The 14354-nt window shown below is 72.3% G+C and carries 11 protein-coding genes and 1 tRNA gene; 8 read left to right on the top strand and 4 right to left on the bottom strand.

The features are described 5' to 3' along the window. Positions 1-10 precede the first annotated feature (10 nt). Both ACOOHE_RS17305 and ACOOHE_RS17300 read left to right on the top strand, forming a co-directional pair. Entirely contained in the window at positions 11-451 is a 441-nt protein-coding gene (locus tag ACOOHE_RS17305) for a PIN domain-containing protein (RefSeq protein ID WP_420455338.1), read from the top strand. After that, positions 448-669 (top strand): hypothetical protein, encoded by a 222-nt coding sequence (locus tag ACOOHE_RS17300; protein WP_420455337.1) that lies wholly within the window; start codon positions 448-450, stop codon positions 667-669. Before ACOOHE_RS17305 ends, ACOOHE_RS17300 begins: the two co-directional genes overlap by 4 nt. A 38-nt stretch (positions 670-707) precedes the next feature. Here ACOOHE_RS17300 and acs read toward each other — a convergent pair whose 3' ends face one another. After that, entirely contained in the window at positions 708-2693 is a 1986-nt protein-coding gene (gene acs / locus ACOOHE_RS17295; RefSeq protein WP_420455336.1) for an acetate--CoA ligase, read from the bottom strand. Between the two features lie 306 nt (positions 2694-2999). On the opposite strand from acs, the gene ACOOHE_RS17290 reads away from it, so the two are divergent. Then, a complete protein-coding gene (locus tag ACOOHE_RS17290; RefSeq protein ID WP_420455335.1) occupies positions 3000-6638 on the top strand; it encodes a S8 family serine peptidase in 3639 nt (1212 codons plus the stop codon). Positions 6639-6838: 200 nt separating this feature from the next. On the opposite strand, the gene ACOOHE_RS17285 is transcribed toward ACOOHE_RS17290, so the two are convergent. Beyond that, a tRNA-Gln gene (locus ACOOHE_RS17285) sits at positions 6839-6911 on the bottom strand. Between the two features lie 52 nt (positions 6912-6963). Then, on the bottom strand, positions 6964-7785 hold the full coding sequence (locus ACOOHE_RS17280; RefSeq protein WP_420455334.1) for a lysophospholipid acyltransferase family protein: 822 nt from the start codon (positions 7783-7785) through the stop codon (positions 6964-6966). 60 nt (positions 7786-7845) lie between these two features. Between ACOOHE_RS17280 and ACOOHE_RS17275 the strand changes: the two genes are divergently transcribed. From ACOOHE_RS17275 to ACOOHE_RS17255, 5 genes are all read left to right on the top strand, one after another. Next, positions 7846-8520: a hypothetical protein gene (locus ACOOHE_RS17275; protein ID WP_420455333.1), complete on the top strand. Its 675-nt coding sequence runs from the start codon at positions 7846-7848 to the stop codon at positions 8518-8520. A gap of 178 nt (positions 8521-8698) precedes the next feature. Next, the gene (gene ribD / locus ACOOHE_RS17270; protein ID WP_420455332.1) at positions 8699-9835 is read left to right on the top strand and encodes a bifunctional diaminohydroxyphosphoribosylaminopyrimidine deaminase/5-amino-6-(5-phosphoribosylamino)uracil reductase RibD; all 1137 of its coding nucleotides are present in this window, start codon (positions 8699-8701) and stop codon (positions 9833-9835) included. An 83-nt stretch (positions 9836-9918) separates the two neighbouring features. Next, entirely contained in the window at positions 9919-10530 is a 612-nt protein-coding gene (locus tag ACOOHE_RS17265) for a riboflavin synthase (RefSeq protein ID WP_420455331.1), read from the top strand. A gap of 490 nt (positions 10531-11020) precedes the next feature. Beyond that, on the top strand, positions 11021-12508 hold the full coding sequence (gene miaB, locus ACOOHE_RS17260) for a tRNA (N6-isopentenyl adenosine(37)-C2)-methylthiotransferase MiaB (RefSeq protein ID WP_420455330.1): 1488 nt from the start codon (positions 11021-11023) through the stop codon (positions 12506-12508). Then, positions 12508-13080, top strand: a complete 573-nt coding sequence (locus tag ACOOHE_RS17255) for a hypothetical protein (RefSeq protein ID WP_420455329.1) — start codon at positions 12508-12510, stop codon at positions 13078-13080. The genes miaB and ACOOHE_RS17255 overlap by 1 nt, the downstream gene beginning before the upstream one ends. On the opposite strand, the gene ACOOHE_RS17250 is transcribed toward ACOOHE_RS17255, so the two are convergent. Continuing rightward, positions 13004-14299 (bottom strand): CotH kinase family protein, encoded by a 1296-nt coding sequence (locus ACOOHE_RS17250; protein WP_420455328.1) that lies wholly within the window; start codon positions 14297-14299, stop codon positions 13004-13006. The genes ACOOHE_RS17255 and ACOOHE_RS17250 overlap by 77 nt on opposite strands. Positions 14300-14354: the final 55 nt, after the last annotated feature.

Raw genomic sequence — 14354 nt, 5'->3', positions numbered from 1 at the left:
GTTTGGACGGATGCGCGTCTATCTCGATACCTGCGCCATTCAGCGACCCCTCGACGACCTCGCGCAGCTCCGAGTTCGGGTCGAAGCCGAGGCGGTCCTGGCGGTCATCACGGCGGCGGAGATGGGCGGCGTAGACCTCGTCGCGTCCGACGTGCTTCAGTTCGAGACGGAGAACAACCCGTTCTCCCATCGCCGGGACTTCGGCCGGCGAGTCACGGGCCTCGCGATGAGCCACGTCGCTACGACCCCGAGCGTTTCGGCTCGGGCTACCGACTACGAGCGCGCGGGACTCAGGCCCCTCGACGCTGTGCATCTGGCCTCGGCGGTCGAGGCGGAGGCGGACCGCTTCTGCACCGCCGACGACGCGCTCCTCAAGAAAGGGAAGCGCGCGAACACGGAGGCCACCCGCGTGGTCTCACCTCTCGAACTCATCGCTGACCTCGAGCCATGAACGCTCCAGCACTCCCCCTGGCCGACGTGACCGACCGGGCGCTCCGGGCGCTCGCTCGTGAGATCGGCGTCGCCGACACGGCCCGGTTCCTTCAGCAGTTTGGGGCCGGCCGAGGCGACTACACCAAGGACCGCGAGGCCCTGTTCGGCCATCTCAGCTTGCAAGACGTTCTCGAACAGTCGAAGAGGTACGGCCGTGGGCCGGCCGAGGTAGACTGACGGCGAGTCCCACGGACAGGGGACGGTACGAGGCGCGTTTACTCGTACGCCCCGTCGTCCTCGGGCCGGCCACGGCGGCCGGTGATGAGCTTGCCGACGACCTCCGGCTCGGCCAGCGTCGACGTGTCGCCGATGCTGTCGTGCTCGCCCGTCGCCACCTTGCGCAAGATCCGCCGCATGATCTTGCCCGAGCGCGTCTTGGGCAGCCCGCCGACGGCGAACTGCAAAAACTCGGGCGTCGCGATCGGCCCGATGACCGTGCGGACGTGCTGGCGGAGCTGGGCGCGCAGGTCCTCGCTCGGCGCGTGGCCGGCGCCGAGCGTGACGTAGGCGTAGATCGTCTGGCCCTTGATCGGGTGCGGGATCCCGACGACGGCCGCCTCGGCGACCGCCTCGTGGAGCACGAGCGCCGACTCGACCTCGGCCGTCCCCATCCGGTGGCCCGACACGTTGATCACGTCGTCGACGCGGCCGGTGATCCAGTAGTAGCCGTCGGCGTCGCGGCGGCAGCCGTCGCCGGTGAAGTAGGCGCCGGGGTAGGCCGTGAAGTAGGTGTTCACGAACCGCTCGTGGTTGCCGTACACGGTCCGGGCCTGGCTCGGCCACGAGTCGGCGATGACCAGGACGCCTTCGGCCTCGCCCTCCAAGACGTCCCCCTCGGCGTCGAGCACCTGGGGTTGGATGCCGAAGAACGGCTTCGTCGCCGAGCCCGGCTTCTGGGGGACCGCGCCCGGGACCGGCGTGATCATGATCCCGCCCGTCTCCGTCTGCCACCACGTGTCGACGATGGGGCACCGGCCCTCGCCGACGACGGCGTGGTACCACCGCCACGCCTCCGGGTTGATCGGCTCGCCGACCGTCCCGAGTACTCTGAGCGACGAGCGGTCGTGGGCCGTGACGAAGGCGTCGCCCTGGGCCATGAGCGCGCGGATCGCCGTCGGCGCGGTGTAGAGCTGGGTCACGCCGTGCTTGGCCACGACCTCCCAAAACCGGCCGGCGTCGGGAAACGTCGGGATCCCCTCGAAGAAGACCTGGGTCGCCCCGTTGATGAGCGGGCCGAACACCATGTAGCTGTGGCCGGTGATCCACCCGACGTCGGCGGTGCACCAGTAGACGTCGTCGTCCTGGAGGTCGAACACGACTTGGTGCGTGAGCGAGGTGTAGACGCAGTAGCCGGCCGTCGTGTGGACGACGCCCTTGGGCGTGCCGGTCGAGCCCGACGTGTACAGGATGAAGAGGGGGTCCTCGGCGTCCATCGGCTCGCACGGGCACTCGGCGTCGACGGTCTCCACGGCCTCGTGGAGCCAGACGTCGCGGCTGTCGTCCCAGGTCACGTTGCCGCCCGTGTTGCGGACGACGAGGACCTTGCGCACCGAGGCGGGCTCGGCCAGCCGGGCGATGGCCGCGTCGACGTTCGCCTTGAGCGCGATGGTCTTGCCGCCGCGCCGGCCCTGGTCGGCCGTGACGACGACGTCGGCGTCAGCGTCGGTGATGCGCCCGGCGATGGCCTCGGGGCTGAACCCGCCGAAGACGACCGAGAAGATGGCCCCGATCCGGGCGCACGCCAGCATGGCGTACGCGGCCTCCGGGATCATCGGCATGTAGATCATCACCCGGTCGCCTTTCGCGACGCCGAGGTCCCTCAGCACGTTCGCCATCCGTTGGACGTCGGCGAGCGCGTCGGCGTACGAGATGTGGCGGGCTTGCTGGGTCGTCGGGTCGTCGGGCTCGGCGATGAGCGCGGTCCGGTCGCCCCAGCCGGCGGCGACGTGGCGGTCGAGCGCGTTGTGGCAGGCGTTCGTCGTCCCCCCGACGTACCAGCGGATGTGGACGTCCTCGGGGTCGAAGCTCACGTCCTTGACGGTCTCGAACGGCTCGAACCAGTCGAGGCGCGCGGCCTGCTCGCGCCAGAACCCCTCGGGGTCCTCGACGGACCGGCGGTACATCGCGTCGTAGTCGTCGGGCCCGACGAGCGCGCGGGCGCGGAAGGCGTCGGAGGCGGGGTAGAGGTCGGCGTCGGGCATGGCTCCGCGAGGGGCGTGTGGGCCCGCCGACCGACGCCAGCCGGGAGCGGTTCCAGGGACGCTCGGCCGTCGGCGTGGGGGACCCGACGACCGAGACGCCCCCGCGTGCGCCAAAGGTCGGGTCGCCGGTCCGCTCGGACGGGCCAAAGACGCACGGCTCGCCCTCACCCCCGTGTTGCGGAAGTCGGGCGGCCCCGTTATCCTGTTTGAAGCGACCGTGCAGAGTGGGCGACGTGCCCACCTGCGCTCTTCTTCCAGCCCGGCTCACGGACTCCCTGGCCCCGCCGGCCCTCCCCATCCTTCCCTATGAAGTCTCTCTACCGACTCCTGGTGCTCTGCGCCGTGGCGGCGCTCGCCGTCCCCGCGCAGGCTCAGACCGGCGTCCCGCTCGCCGAAAGCAGCGCCGACATGTTCGACGCGCTCGCGGCCAAGGCCGCGGCCGACGGCGACGTCCGCGTCATCATCTCGCTCAACGTGGCGTTCGCGCCCGAGGGCCTCCAGCCCGCCTCGGCGGTCCAGGCCCAGCGGTCCGCGATCCAGCGCGCCCAGGCCGGCGTGCTGTCCCGGCTCGCCGCGCCGACCGGTGTCATCGAGTTCCGATTCACCCCGGCTCTGGCCGTGACCGTCACGGCCGCGGACCTCGCCCAGCTCCGGGCGGCCCCCGAGGTGCTCGGCATCGAGGAGGACGTGCCCGTCCCGGCCACTGACGTCCCCGCGTCCTCGCCGATGCTCGACGAGAGCACGGTCCTGGTCGGCGCGCGCGCTGCGCAGCAGGCCGGCTTCGACGGGAGCGGCTTCGACGTGGCCGTCCTCGACACGGGCGCCCAGACCGACCACCCGTTCCTCGACGGCCAGACCGTCGCCGAGGGCTGCTTCTCGACCACGTTCTCGAACGCCTCGTTCACCTCGGAGTCGGTGTGCCCGGACGGCTCGAACCCCGACGGCGAGGACGAGCAGACGGGCCCCGGCGCCGGTGTCAACTGCAGCGCCGAGGACTTCTCGTCCGGCTGCGACCACGGCACGCACGTGTCCGGCATCGCCGTCGGCAAGCAGTCGGGCGAGACCGGCCCCATGACCGGCGTCGCGCCGGGCGCGGGCCTGGTCTCGGTTCAAGTGTTCTCCGGCTTTACCGCCGGGTGCTCCGGCGGGGCCAACCCCTGCGTGCTCTCGTACACCTCGGACCAGATCCGCGGGCTCGAGTACGTGTTCGACTTGGTGGCCAACGAGGGCCGGAACATCGCCTCGGCCAACATGAGCCTGGGCGGCGGCCGGTTCTTCTCCGAGGCCGAGTGCGACGCGGCCAATGCCTCCCGGAAGGCGATCATCGACAACCTCCTGTCGGTCGGCGTCGCCACGGCGATCTCGTCGGGCAACAACGGGTACCAGGACTCGATGGGCGCCCCGGGCTGCATCTCGACGGCCGTCTCGGTCGGCTCGACGACGAAGGCCGACGGGGTCTCGAGCTTCTCGAACATCGCCCCGTTCCTCGACCTGCTCGCGCCGGGCTCGTCGATCCTGTCGTCGGTCCCGACCGACAACTACGCCTTCTACAACGGGACGTCGATGTCGGCGCCCCACGTGGCCGGCGCGTTCGCGATCCTCAACCAGCGGTTCCCGGAGGCCTCGCCCGAGCAGCTGCTCGGGCGGCTCAAGACGAGCGGCGTCCGGATCCCGGCCGGCTCGCCGTCGGCCCTGTTCCCGCGGATCCAGATCGACGACGCGTTCTTGGAGGAGCCCGAACTCGTGGTCTCGCCGACCTCGGTCGACGTCACGCTGGCCCTGGACGAGGAGACGACGGAGGTCGTCACGCTCTCGAACACGGCCGACGACGGCTCGGTGGCCCTGTCGTTCGTGGCGGAGCTCCAGAACGTCGAGGACCAGACGGGCATGCCGGTCTCGAACGCATGTACGGCCGGTCAGGAGTTGATCCAGGCCTCGCGGAACTTCTTCACGACGGTCGTCTCGGGCGGCCAGGAGCTCGGCCAGAGCTTTACCGTCCCGTGCACGGGCACCCTGACGTCGGTCTCGCCGGCCATCTTCGGAGGCAGCCCGGCGCCGTCGTTTAGCGCCACGCTCCGCGTCTACGAGGGCGCCGGCACCGGCGGGACGGAGCTCGCGTCGGTCCCGATCACGGTGAACAACCCGCCTTCCGAGATCTCCCTCGAGATCACGCTCCCAGAGCCGATCAACGTCGAGATCGGCGAGACGTACACGTGGTTCCTCGACCTGACGGCCGGCGAGACCCGCCAGCTGTTCGCCAACACGAACCCGTACGCCGGCGGCAACCTGTACTTCACGACCAACGGCGACCCGGCCAGCGCGTCGATGAGCACCAACAACGACGTCCAGTTCAAGGTCGAGTTCGGGGCCCCGCTCCTGTGGCTCTCGGCCTTCCCGACGTCCGGGACCATCGAGCCCGGCGAGTCCGACGAGATCACGCTCGGGATCGACGCGACCGGCTACCCGGAGGGGACCTACACGGGTGACCTCGTCATCATGACGAACGACCCGGACAACGAGTCCGTCACCGTCCCGGTCACGATGACCGTCGTCGGCGGCGGCGGCGACGACGGGATCAGCATCCTGGTCGAGGGCCCCGGCGGGTTCCGCTACTTCGGCCCCCCGGCCGAGGGCGTGACCGTCGACTCCCTCGCAGCTCAGAACCTCGTCCGCGGCGTCCCCGGGTACTACCCGGCCGCCGACCCGGCCAACCTCTTCACCGAGTACGACGCGACCACCAACGAGTGGATCGAGTCGGACGGGACGGGCGAGGTGCTCGAGCTGGGCAAGGCGTTCCGGTGGCGGTTCTACGACAGGGCCGCCGGCAACCCCGACGTCTCGGTCTCGGTCCCGCTCCCGTTCACGCTGTCGACCTCGCTCGAGGCCAATGAGGCCCCGGTGACCGTCGAGCTCCAGACGGACGGGACCCGGTTCAACTACCTCGCCAACCCGTTCGGCGAGGACCTCAGCCTGACCGGGATCATGGGCTGGCCCGGCGCCGAGAACCTCGCGCCGATCCCGCCGATGACCTACGACCCGGTCGCGCGGATGTGGGAGGACGGCGCGACCTCGGTCGCCCCGTGGGAGGCGTTCCGCGTCCGGTCGAAGGGCCCGCGGACGATCGACCGCCCGCGGACGCTGACGATCCCGGCCAACGACGTCCCACAGACGGCGGCCCGGACGGCCGAGACGCCGAGCCTCGCGTTCACGCTCTCCGGCACCGACGCCGACGGCGTCCGGGTCGGTGACGGCGCGCTCACGTTCGCCTTCGCCAACGACGCCCGCGCGGCGTTCGACGCCGACGAGGACGCCGAGAAGCTCCAGCCGCTGGCCGCGAGCTACGCGCTCGTCGGGGCCCGGGCTGGCCGCGCGTTCGTCGGCTACGACGTCCGGCCGTTCGCGAACGCCGAGATCCCGCTGGCCGTCGAGGCCCGGGGGACCGCGGCCGAGTTCACGCTGTCGTGGGAGGCCGAGGGCCTCCCGGTCGGGCTCCCGGTCGTGCTCGTGGACCTGGCGAGTGGCCAGGAGGTCGACGTCCGGTCCCGGTCGTCGTACACGTTCCGCGTGGCGACCCAGCCGGCGCTCGCCGAGCTCTCGTCGGCCGAGGTCGCTGACGGGGCCGAGGCGACGGACCGGTTCGTGCTCCGGATCGGGACCGGTCTCGCGTCGGCCGAGGCCGGCGTGACCGAGGTCGGGCTCGACGCCGTGGCGCCGAACCCGTCGTCGGGCGGGGCGCGCGTGTCGTTCGCCGTCCCCGAGGCCGGCGCGGTCCGCGTGTCGGTGATCGACGTCCGGGGCCGCGAGGTCGCGGTCCTGATGGACGGCTCGGTGTCGGCGGGCCGGCACGAGGCTCGCTTGGACGGCGGTCTCGCGGCCGGCGTCTACGTGGTCCGTCTCGAGGCGGCCGGCCAGGTGCTCACGCGCCAGGCCGTCGTCGTCCGCTAGCGGACCCTGCCGGTCGGTGCCCGTGACCGACCGGCCGTTTCGACAGAACCGGCGACGGCCGCTCCCATCCCGGGGGCGGCCGTCGTCTTTTGGGTCGAGTGCCGGCCTGCGCTCCCTCGGCTACGGGTGGCGGATCCGCCAGACAGGGGCCGACACGACAAACGCCCCCAACGGCCGGAGCCATCGGGGGCGTGTCTGGGCTGCCCGACAAGGAATCGAACCTTGAACCTCCAGATCCAGAAACTGGCGCTCTGCCAATTGAGCTATCGGGCAATCGTCCGCCGGAGCGGGGCGGGCCCAATCTAGGGGACCGGGCCGGGCCAGATCAACCCGGCCGCGTGGGCTGGGCGGCCACCGTCCCGCTCTTCGCCCCGTCTTCGCCGGTCTCGCGAGACGCGACGAGCGCGTCGGCCGACGCGGCGGGCACCTCGCGCCAGTCGGCCACGTGGCCGACGATCATCTGGCGGACGCGGTCGCGGAGCGCGGGGACGTCGGCCTCGGTGAGCCCCTCCGTAGACACGGGCGGAAGGACGTCGAGGCGGACGTCGGCGCGCGAGAACTGCCAGCCGTGCTTGGGGAGCGCGTCCATCGTCCCGTCGAGCGCGAGCGGGAGGACCGGCACGCCGGCCTCGATGGCGAGCCGGAACGCGCCGTCGTGGAACGCCTTGACGCGGCCGTCGCGCGAGCGCGTGCCCTCGGCGAAGAACATGACCGACGTGCCCTGCTCGAGCTTCCGCTGGGCCCGGAGCAGGACGGACCCCCGGCTCGCGGGGTCCTTCCGGTCCACCGGGATGTCGCCGGCCAGCGTCATCAGCCAGCCCATCACGGGCAGGTCAAACAGCTCCTTCTTCGCGACCCACTTCATCTCCCACGGCAGCCGCGACACGACCGGGATGTCGGCCTGCGACTGGTGGTTGCTCACGACGACGTACGGGTGCCGGAGCGCAGCCGGATCGACGCCGCCGACCTCGATGTGCCACGCCGGGTTGAAGGACGTCACCCAGCTCCCCATCACCCGGAACACCCGCCCGGTCCGGGCCCGCGCCGGCGTCCGGTCGAACAGCCGGACCACCAGCAGCGTGGGCAGGGCCACCAAGACGACGAGGACGATCATGGTCCAGGTCAGGGCCGAGGACAAGGCTTTCATCGGGCGGCACGGCGCAGACGACGGGGGGAACGCGGGAGGGCGCGGGACGATTCAGCGGCCATGGACGTGATCAAGGTCTTCACCGAAGAGCCCGTCGGGCTGGAGGCGCTCGTCCCCGACGACGACCCCGACGCGCGCCGACGCTCCGAGGCCCCGGCGACGCTCGATGCGTTCGTGGCCGGCCTGGCGGCGCCGTACGCCCGGGCCTACCTCGCCGGGACGCACCTCGGCGACGTCCGCCGCGTGGGCCTGACGGCGCTCGACGACGCCGAGGCGTGGGTCCAGCCGCTCTTGGCTTGGGCTGCCGGCCGCGCGTGCTCCGCGCTGGCGTCCGACGGCATGACCCGAGGCCTGGTGCCTGCGGAGGTCGCCGGGCTCTTGCGCCGCCCGGGCGCCGTCCGCGCGCTCGCGGTCGGCCCGGTGGCCCCCGGCGCGCTCGCCGCGGCCACCGGCGCGGAGGAGGGGGGTCAACGCCGCGACCACCTCACGGCGCTCCGCGCGCTCCTGGACGGCGGCGCCTCGGTCCTCTTCCCGGAGACGGCCTTCGACGGCTGGGACTGGAGCCTCTTTTCACGAGCCCCGCTCCGCGACGCCTTGGTCGCGGCCTTCCGCCAGCACCCGGCGCCGGGCGTCCGCCGCTTCGTCGCCCCATACCGGCGAGCGCGTGGCGAACACTCGTTCTACTTCGAGCAGTGGGCCCTCGACGCCCTGCCGGAGTGGGCGGAGGAGGTGTAGGCTCGCTCCGCTCGTGGGAACGGGGAACTGGGAAAGGGGAACGGGCAGAGGCCACGGGGTGGCGCTGGCGGCCGGCGACGGACATCTTTCCCGTCTCCCGTCTCCCGTCTCCCGTCTCCCGTCTCCCGTCTCCCGTCTCCCGTCTCCCGTCTCCCGTCTCCCGTCTCCCGTCTCCCGCATGTCTCTCGACCTCTCCGCCGCGATGGACCGGGCGCTGGCGCTGGCGGCGCGTGGCGCCGGGGCCGCCAGTCCGAACCCGATGGTGGGGGCGGTCCTGCTCGGGCCCGACGGCGAGACCTGGGGCGAGGGGTGGCACCGCCGGGTCGGCGGGCCGCACGCCGAGGTCTGGGCCGTCCGCGACGCCGACGCGCGCGGGGTCGGCGACCGGCTCGCGGAGGCCACGATGGTGGTCACGCTCGAGCCGTGCAGCCACCACGGGCGGACGCCGCCGTGCGCCGACCTCCTCGTCGAGCGCGGCATCGGGCGTGTGGTGGTGGCCCAAGAAGATCCGTTCCCCGCCGTCGCCGGGCGCGGGCTGGCGCGGCTCCGCGAGGCCGGAGTCGAGGTCGCGGTCGGCGTGCGCGGGGCGGAGGCGCGGCGCCAGATCGAGGCCTTCCGCACGCTCGTCACGACCGGTCGCCCGCTCGTCACGCTCAAGACCGCGGCCACGCTCGACGGACGGGTCGCCACGCGGACGGGCGACAGCCGCTGGGTCACGTCGCCGCCGGCGCGGGCGCTCGTCCACCGCTGGCGGGCCGAGGCCGACGCCGTGCTCGTCGGCGCCGGCACGGCGCGGGCCGACGACCCCGCGCTGACCGTCCGCGACGTCGCCCTCGCCGAGGGCCAGTCCCAACCGCTCCGCGTCGTGCTCGACCGGACGGGCGCGCTGCGGGCGTCGCTCCGCCTGTTCACCGACGGCGCCGCGCCCACGCTCGCGGTCGTCGGCCCGGGCGTGGAGCCGGCGTACGCCGAGGCCCTCCGCCAGAAGGGGGGCGCCGTGCTCGCCGTGTCGGAGAGCGACGGCCACCTCGACCTGGGCGCGCTCCTCGACCGGCTCGGGACTGGCGACGGGCTCCCCAGCCCGGTCCAGTCGCTGATGGTCGAGGCCGGGCCCGGCCTGGCGACCGCGCTGCTCGCGCACGACCTCGCGGACCGTGTGGCGTGGTTCGTCGCGCCCAAGGTGGTGGGCGAGGGGACGCCCGCCGTCGGCGACCTCGGCGTCGGCCGGATGGCGGGGGCGCTGGCGTTTGTCGAGAGCCGGTGGGAGACGGTCGGGCCGGACGCGCTTCTGGTGGGCTACCGGCGCGAGGTCTGACCCGCCGTCGGCTCGGCTCCGCCGAGACCGCACACCCGCTCGGCCCCGCCGACGAGTAGACTCCGGGCGCTCCCCACGCGCCCATGTTCACAGGCATCATCGAAGAGGTCGGCACCGTCGCCGCCGTCACGCCGCTCGAAGGCGGCCGGCGGCTCCGGATCGCGTGCTCGTTCGCCGACGCGCTCCGCGTGGACGAGTCCGTCGCCGTCGACGGCGTGTGCCTGACCGTCGTGGCTCAGGACGCCGACGGGTTCGAAGCGACGGCCGTCGAGGAGACGCTGTCCAAGACGGCCCTCGGCGACCGCGAGCCCGGCGACGGCGTGAACCTGGAGCGGGCGCTCGTGCTCGGGTCCCGGCTCGACGGCCACCTCGTCCAGGGCCACGTCGACACGACCGGTGTGATCGACGCCGTCGAGGCCTTGGCCGACTCGCACTTGGTCCGCGTGCGGTACCCGGCCGAGCACGCGGCGACCCTGATCCCGCGCGGCAGCGTCTGCGTCGACGGCATCTCGTTGACGGTGGCCCGGCTGGACGAGCCGGCCGGCACGTTCGCGCTCGCGATCATCCCCCACACGTGGGACAAGACGACGGCCGGCCGGTGGGCCGAAGGAGACCGGGTCAACCTGGAGTTCGACCTGGTCGGCAAATACGTGCTCCGAGCCGGGGCGACGGATCGTCAGCGGGGAAACCCCTAGAGGGGGGGACGAGTCGGCAGAGGGTTGGGGGAAAGCCCGTGTGTGCGAGTCGTGTGTGTGTCGGATGGAATCGGATGGTTTCGGGCGAGGTGTCAGGCGGGCGCCGTTGGCATGAAGGCTGTAAGGAGGGGACTCACATCCAGCCCCCTGGCACCGTGACTGCTCTCTCCGTTCCGGCCCGTCTCGTCACCAGTCCGTACGCGCTCGTCCTCCGTCTCGGCGCCCTCTCGGCCGCCGCTCTCGGCGTCGCCCTTTTCTAAGCTCCTCCATCGAGTTCCGGAGCCCGTCGGCTCGCCCCGCCCTTCTTTTAGAGCCCGCCCGCCTCTCTTCGTGTTGTAGGGCCTCTCCGACCGCTCGATCCGTCTCCGCCCCGCCAGGCCCCGTAAGGCCCGGCGGGGCGGTGGCTCGTTTGGGCGGTGTCTCCACCGAACGCTAGCCCGGAGCCGGGGCACGCCGGGCGTAGCTTCCGGGCCGGACTCCGCGCCCCGTGATGCAGCCCCTCGCCGACCTCGACGTCCTCGACGCCCCCGCTCCCGTCTCGTCCGCCCCCGACGCCCGCGGTGCCGACGCGCCTCGCGTGACCGCCGCCCGCGCCGGCACGAATGGTCGGAGCGTCTACATCGAGACGTACGGGTGCCAGATGAACGTGGCCGACTCGGAGCTGGTCGCGTCCATCCTGGGCGCCGACGGCTACGCGCTGGCCGAGCGCGAGGAGGACGCCGACGTCGTGCTCATCAACACGTGCGCGATCCGGGAGAAGGCCGAGGACCGCGTCCGCGGGCGGCTGACGCACATCCGCGCGCGCAAGGAGAAGAGCCAACCGGGCTTGCAGATCGGCGTGCTCGGGTGCATGGCCGAGCGGCTCCGGTCGAAGCTGCTCGAGCAGGAGCGGCTGGTGGACCTGGTCGTCGGGCCCGACGCCTACCGCGACCTGCCGCGCCTGCTGGCGGAGTCGCGCGACACGGGCCAGGCCGCGGTCAACGTCCAGCTCAGCCGCGAGGAGACCTACGCCGACCTCGCCCCGGTCCGCTACGACTCGAACGGCGTGAGCGCGTTCGTCTCGATCATGCGCGGGTGCGACAACATGTGCGCGTTCTGCGTCGTCCCGTTTACGCGAGGCCGCGAGCGGAGCCGGCCGGTCACGTCCATCCTGTCCGAGGTCGGGCAACTGGTGGATGCGGGCTACAAGGAGGTGACGGTGCTCGGCCAGAACGTCAACTCGTACCGCGTCGACGCGGACGGGCACGCGGTCGACTTCGCGGAGCTGCTCTACCGGATCTCGCTGCTGTCCCCAGAGCTCCGGATCCGCTACTCGACGAGCCACCCGAAGGACTGCTCCGACGCGCTCCTGCACGTCCACGCCGAGCGGCCGACGGTCTGCGACTTTATCCACCTGCCCGTCCAGCACGGCAACTCGGACGTGCTGAAACGGATGCGGCGGACCTACACGCGCGAGCACTACCTCGGCCTGATCGAGCGGGCCCGCGCCATCGTCCCGGGCCTCGCGTTCTCGACCGACCTCATCGCCGGGTTCTGCGGCGAGACCGACGCCGAGCACGCCGACACGCTGTCGCTGATGGAGGCCGTCCGCTACGACCACGCCTTCACGTTCGCGTACTCCGAGCGGCCCGACACCTTCGCCGCCCGCAAGTACGCCGACGACGTGCCGGAGGCGGTCAAGAAGGCGCGGCTCCAGGAGATCATCGCGCTCCAGGCCGAGCACTCGCTCGCGAGCCACCGCGCCCGCGTCGGGACCGCGCAGGTGGTCCTGGTCGAGGGCCCGTCGAAGCGGAGCGACGCCCAGCTCCGGGGGCGGACCGACACGAACCACATGGTCGTGTTCGACCGGCCGGCCGGGCTCGCCAAGGGCGACTACGCCGTCGTCCGCGTCGACGACTGCTCGAGCGCGACGCTGCTCGGCACGTTTGTCCGCCCGACGACGCTGGCGGAGGGCGTCCGCGCGCCGGTCGCGGCGTAGTGGGCCGGCTCGGCCTGGGCGTGGCCCTCGCCGTCTGGGTCGCTGCCTGTGACGCCTCGGCGCCGGTCTCGTTCGACATCGCCTCCGTCGTGGGCGTCTACACCGGGACGCGCACGGTGGACGTGCTCGGCGCCGAGCCCGAGGTGGCCCCGGCGACCGTCACCATTTCTGCCGACGCGCCCTCGCGGACGATCTCGTTCGCGGTCGGCGTCCGCGGGGAGAGCGCCATCGTCCTGCCCGGCACGTACACCGAGGCGGGCGTGATCTCGGCCGGCAACGCGCTCGGCTCGGCCGGCCTCAGCGTCGAGTTCGTGGTCGACCCCACGGGGACCCTCCGGGGCGCTTACGCGGTGGTCGGGCCCGACAGCCTCGGGACGCCCGTGACCGGCATCGTCGAGGGCCGACTCGTGCCGGGCCAGTTCCTGCTGACGCTGGTCGAGCCCGAAGCCGGCGGTGTCCGCACCGAGGTCCGCGCGTCCCGGTCGTCCGCCCCAGCTACTCGGCGACGGCGCGGGCCTCGGGGAGCCACTGGCCGTCGAGCCAGCCGAGCCGGTCGACGAGCCACTCCTTGAGGTGGCCGACCTCAGCCGGGTAGCTCCCGCCGACGAAGGCGTTTGGCCAGACGTCTCGGTCGAGGACGGGCCACCGCTCGAAGTTGCGGGCCTGCGCCTCGTCCAACTGCGCCGCCGTCGCGTCGATCCACGCGAGCAGCGAGTCGGTCGCGAACGGGCCTCGTCGCAACTCCGCCCACCGCTCGCGAGCCCGCGCCTGGAACGTGTCGCTCTCGACCACGCGCGACAGCCACGACGGGATCGGGTAGGTGTCGCTCGTGTACGGCGTGGCGTACTGGAACCCGTCGGTCCGGGCCGCGGCCCCGTAGTCGGCGTTGCCGAAGGCGAGGTTGTAGTCCCACAGCGGCCCCGCGTGGATCGGCGCGCCGGCGGCCGGCCGGTGGAAGTAGGTGCTGATCCGGTAGGCATCGACGTTCTTAGTCACCTCGCTGACGAGCACGTAGTCGACGAACGAGCCGAGGTCGAGGTGGCCGAAGTCGCCGGCCGCCGTGGCCGCCTCCATCGCGTCGAACGTCGCCTCGATCTCGTCGCGCTGGGCCTCCGTGAGCTCCGGCCCCTCGGGGTCATGGAACTGGTAGCGGACGAACTGGCCCGTCACGGGGTCCGTCGACGGCCACGTCTCGTCGCCCCCGGTCCGCTTGTCGAGCTTGAAGATGGTTCCGCCGCCCAGGCTGTCCGTATCGGCCACGTCCACGCGGTCGCCGTCGTCCTTGATCGTCTCCAGCAAGAGGTAGACGCCCCGGTAGTCGCCGTCCACGACGACCTCGCAGAAGCGCCAGCGGCTGGCGTAGCGGCCCGTGAGGTGGCCGAGGTGGTACGCAAGTGCGTTCCGCATCAGCGACTTGTCGCTGTAGGGCGCGTAGAGGACCCAGTCGTTCTCCTCCGGGAGCCCGAGGAGCGACACGTTCCGGTTGCTCCCGTCCGCCTCGCGCGTCTCGACGCCGTACTGCTTTTTGGGGAACCGCGCCGACGACGAGCCCCGCCGCTCGATCCCGATCCACCCCTCGTAGCGCGCCGAGTCGCCCGGGGCGTTCCGCGCGCCCGGCCCGTTGTCGACCACCCGCATCTGGGCCATCACCTTCGGCTCGTCGGGGATCGCGCCGCCCTCGGTCTCGATCACGAGGATGGGCAGCGACGACGAGAAGCCGGTCTGGGCGACGGCCGAGGGCGCCAGCAGGAGCGCCGCGAGCAGGCCGAGAACGCGAGGGGTGGTTGACACGAGGGGTGCGGCTAGTGCTCTGTCACAGAGAGCTTGACGGGTCGGTCCCGAGCGT

The organism is Rubrivirga sp., assembly GCF_965213695.1.
Lineage (GTDB): Bacteria > Bacteroidota > Rhodothermia > Rhodothermales > Rubricoccaceae > Rubrivirga.
This window is presented reverse-complemented; position numbering and strand designations above follow the sequence as displayed.

What these genes read in the sequence shown, in the direction of transcription:
- ribD (WP_420455332.1), top strand. Translation starts at nt 8,699, where the DNA reads ATGTCTCTCGACCTCTCCGCCGCGATGGACCGGGCGCTGGCGCTGGCG.
- ACOOHE_RS17305 (WP_420455338.1), top strand. Translation starts at nt 11, where the DNA reads ATGCGCGTCTATCTCGATACCTGCGCCATTCAGCGACCCCTCGACGAC.
- ACOOHE_RS17300 (WP_420455337.1), top strand. Translation starts at nt 448, where the DNA reads ATGAACGCTCCAGCACTCCCCCTGGCCGACGTGACCGACCGGGCGCTC.
- ACOOHE_RS17275 (WP_420455333.1), top strand. Translation starts at nt 7,846, where the DNA reads ATGGACGTGATCAAGGTCTTCACCGAAGAGCCCGTCGGGCTGGAGGCG.
- ACOOHE_RS17290 (WP_420455335.1), top strand. Translation starts at nt 3,000, where the DNA reads ATGAAGTCTCTCTACCGACTCCTGGTGCTCTGCGCCGTGGCGGCGCTC.
- acs (WP_420455336.1), bottom strand. Translation starts at nt 2,693, where the DNA reads ATGCCCGACGCCGACCTCTACCCCGCCTCCGACGCCTTCCGCGCCCGC.
- ACOOHE_RS17265 (WP_420455331.1), top strand. Translation starts at nt 9,919, where the DNA reads ATGTTCACAGGCATCATCGAAGAGGTCGGCACCGTCGCCGCCGTCACG.
- ACOOHE_RS17280 (WP_420455334.1), bottom strand. Translation starts at nt 7,785, where the DNA reads ATGAAAGCCTTGTCCTCGGCCCTGACCTGGACCATGATCGTCCTCGTC.
- miaB (WP_420455330.1), top strand. Translation starts at nt 11,021, where the DNA reads ATGCAGCCCCTCGCCGACCTCGACGTCCTCGACGCCCCCGCTCCCGTC.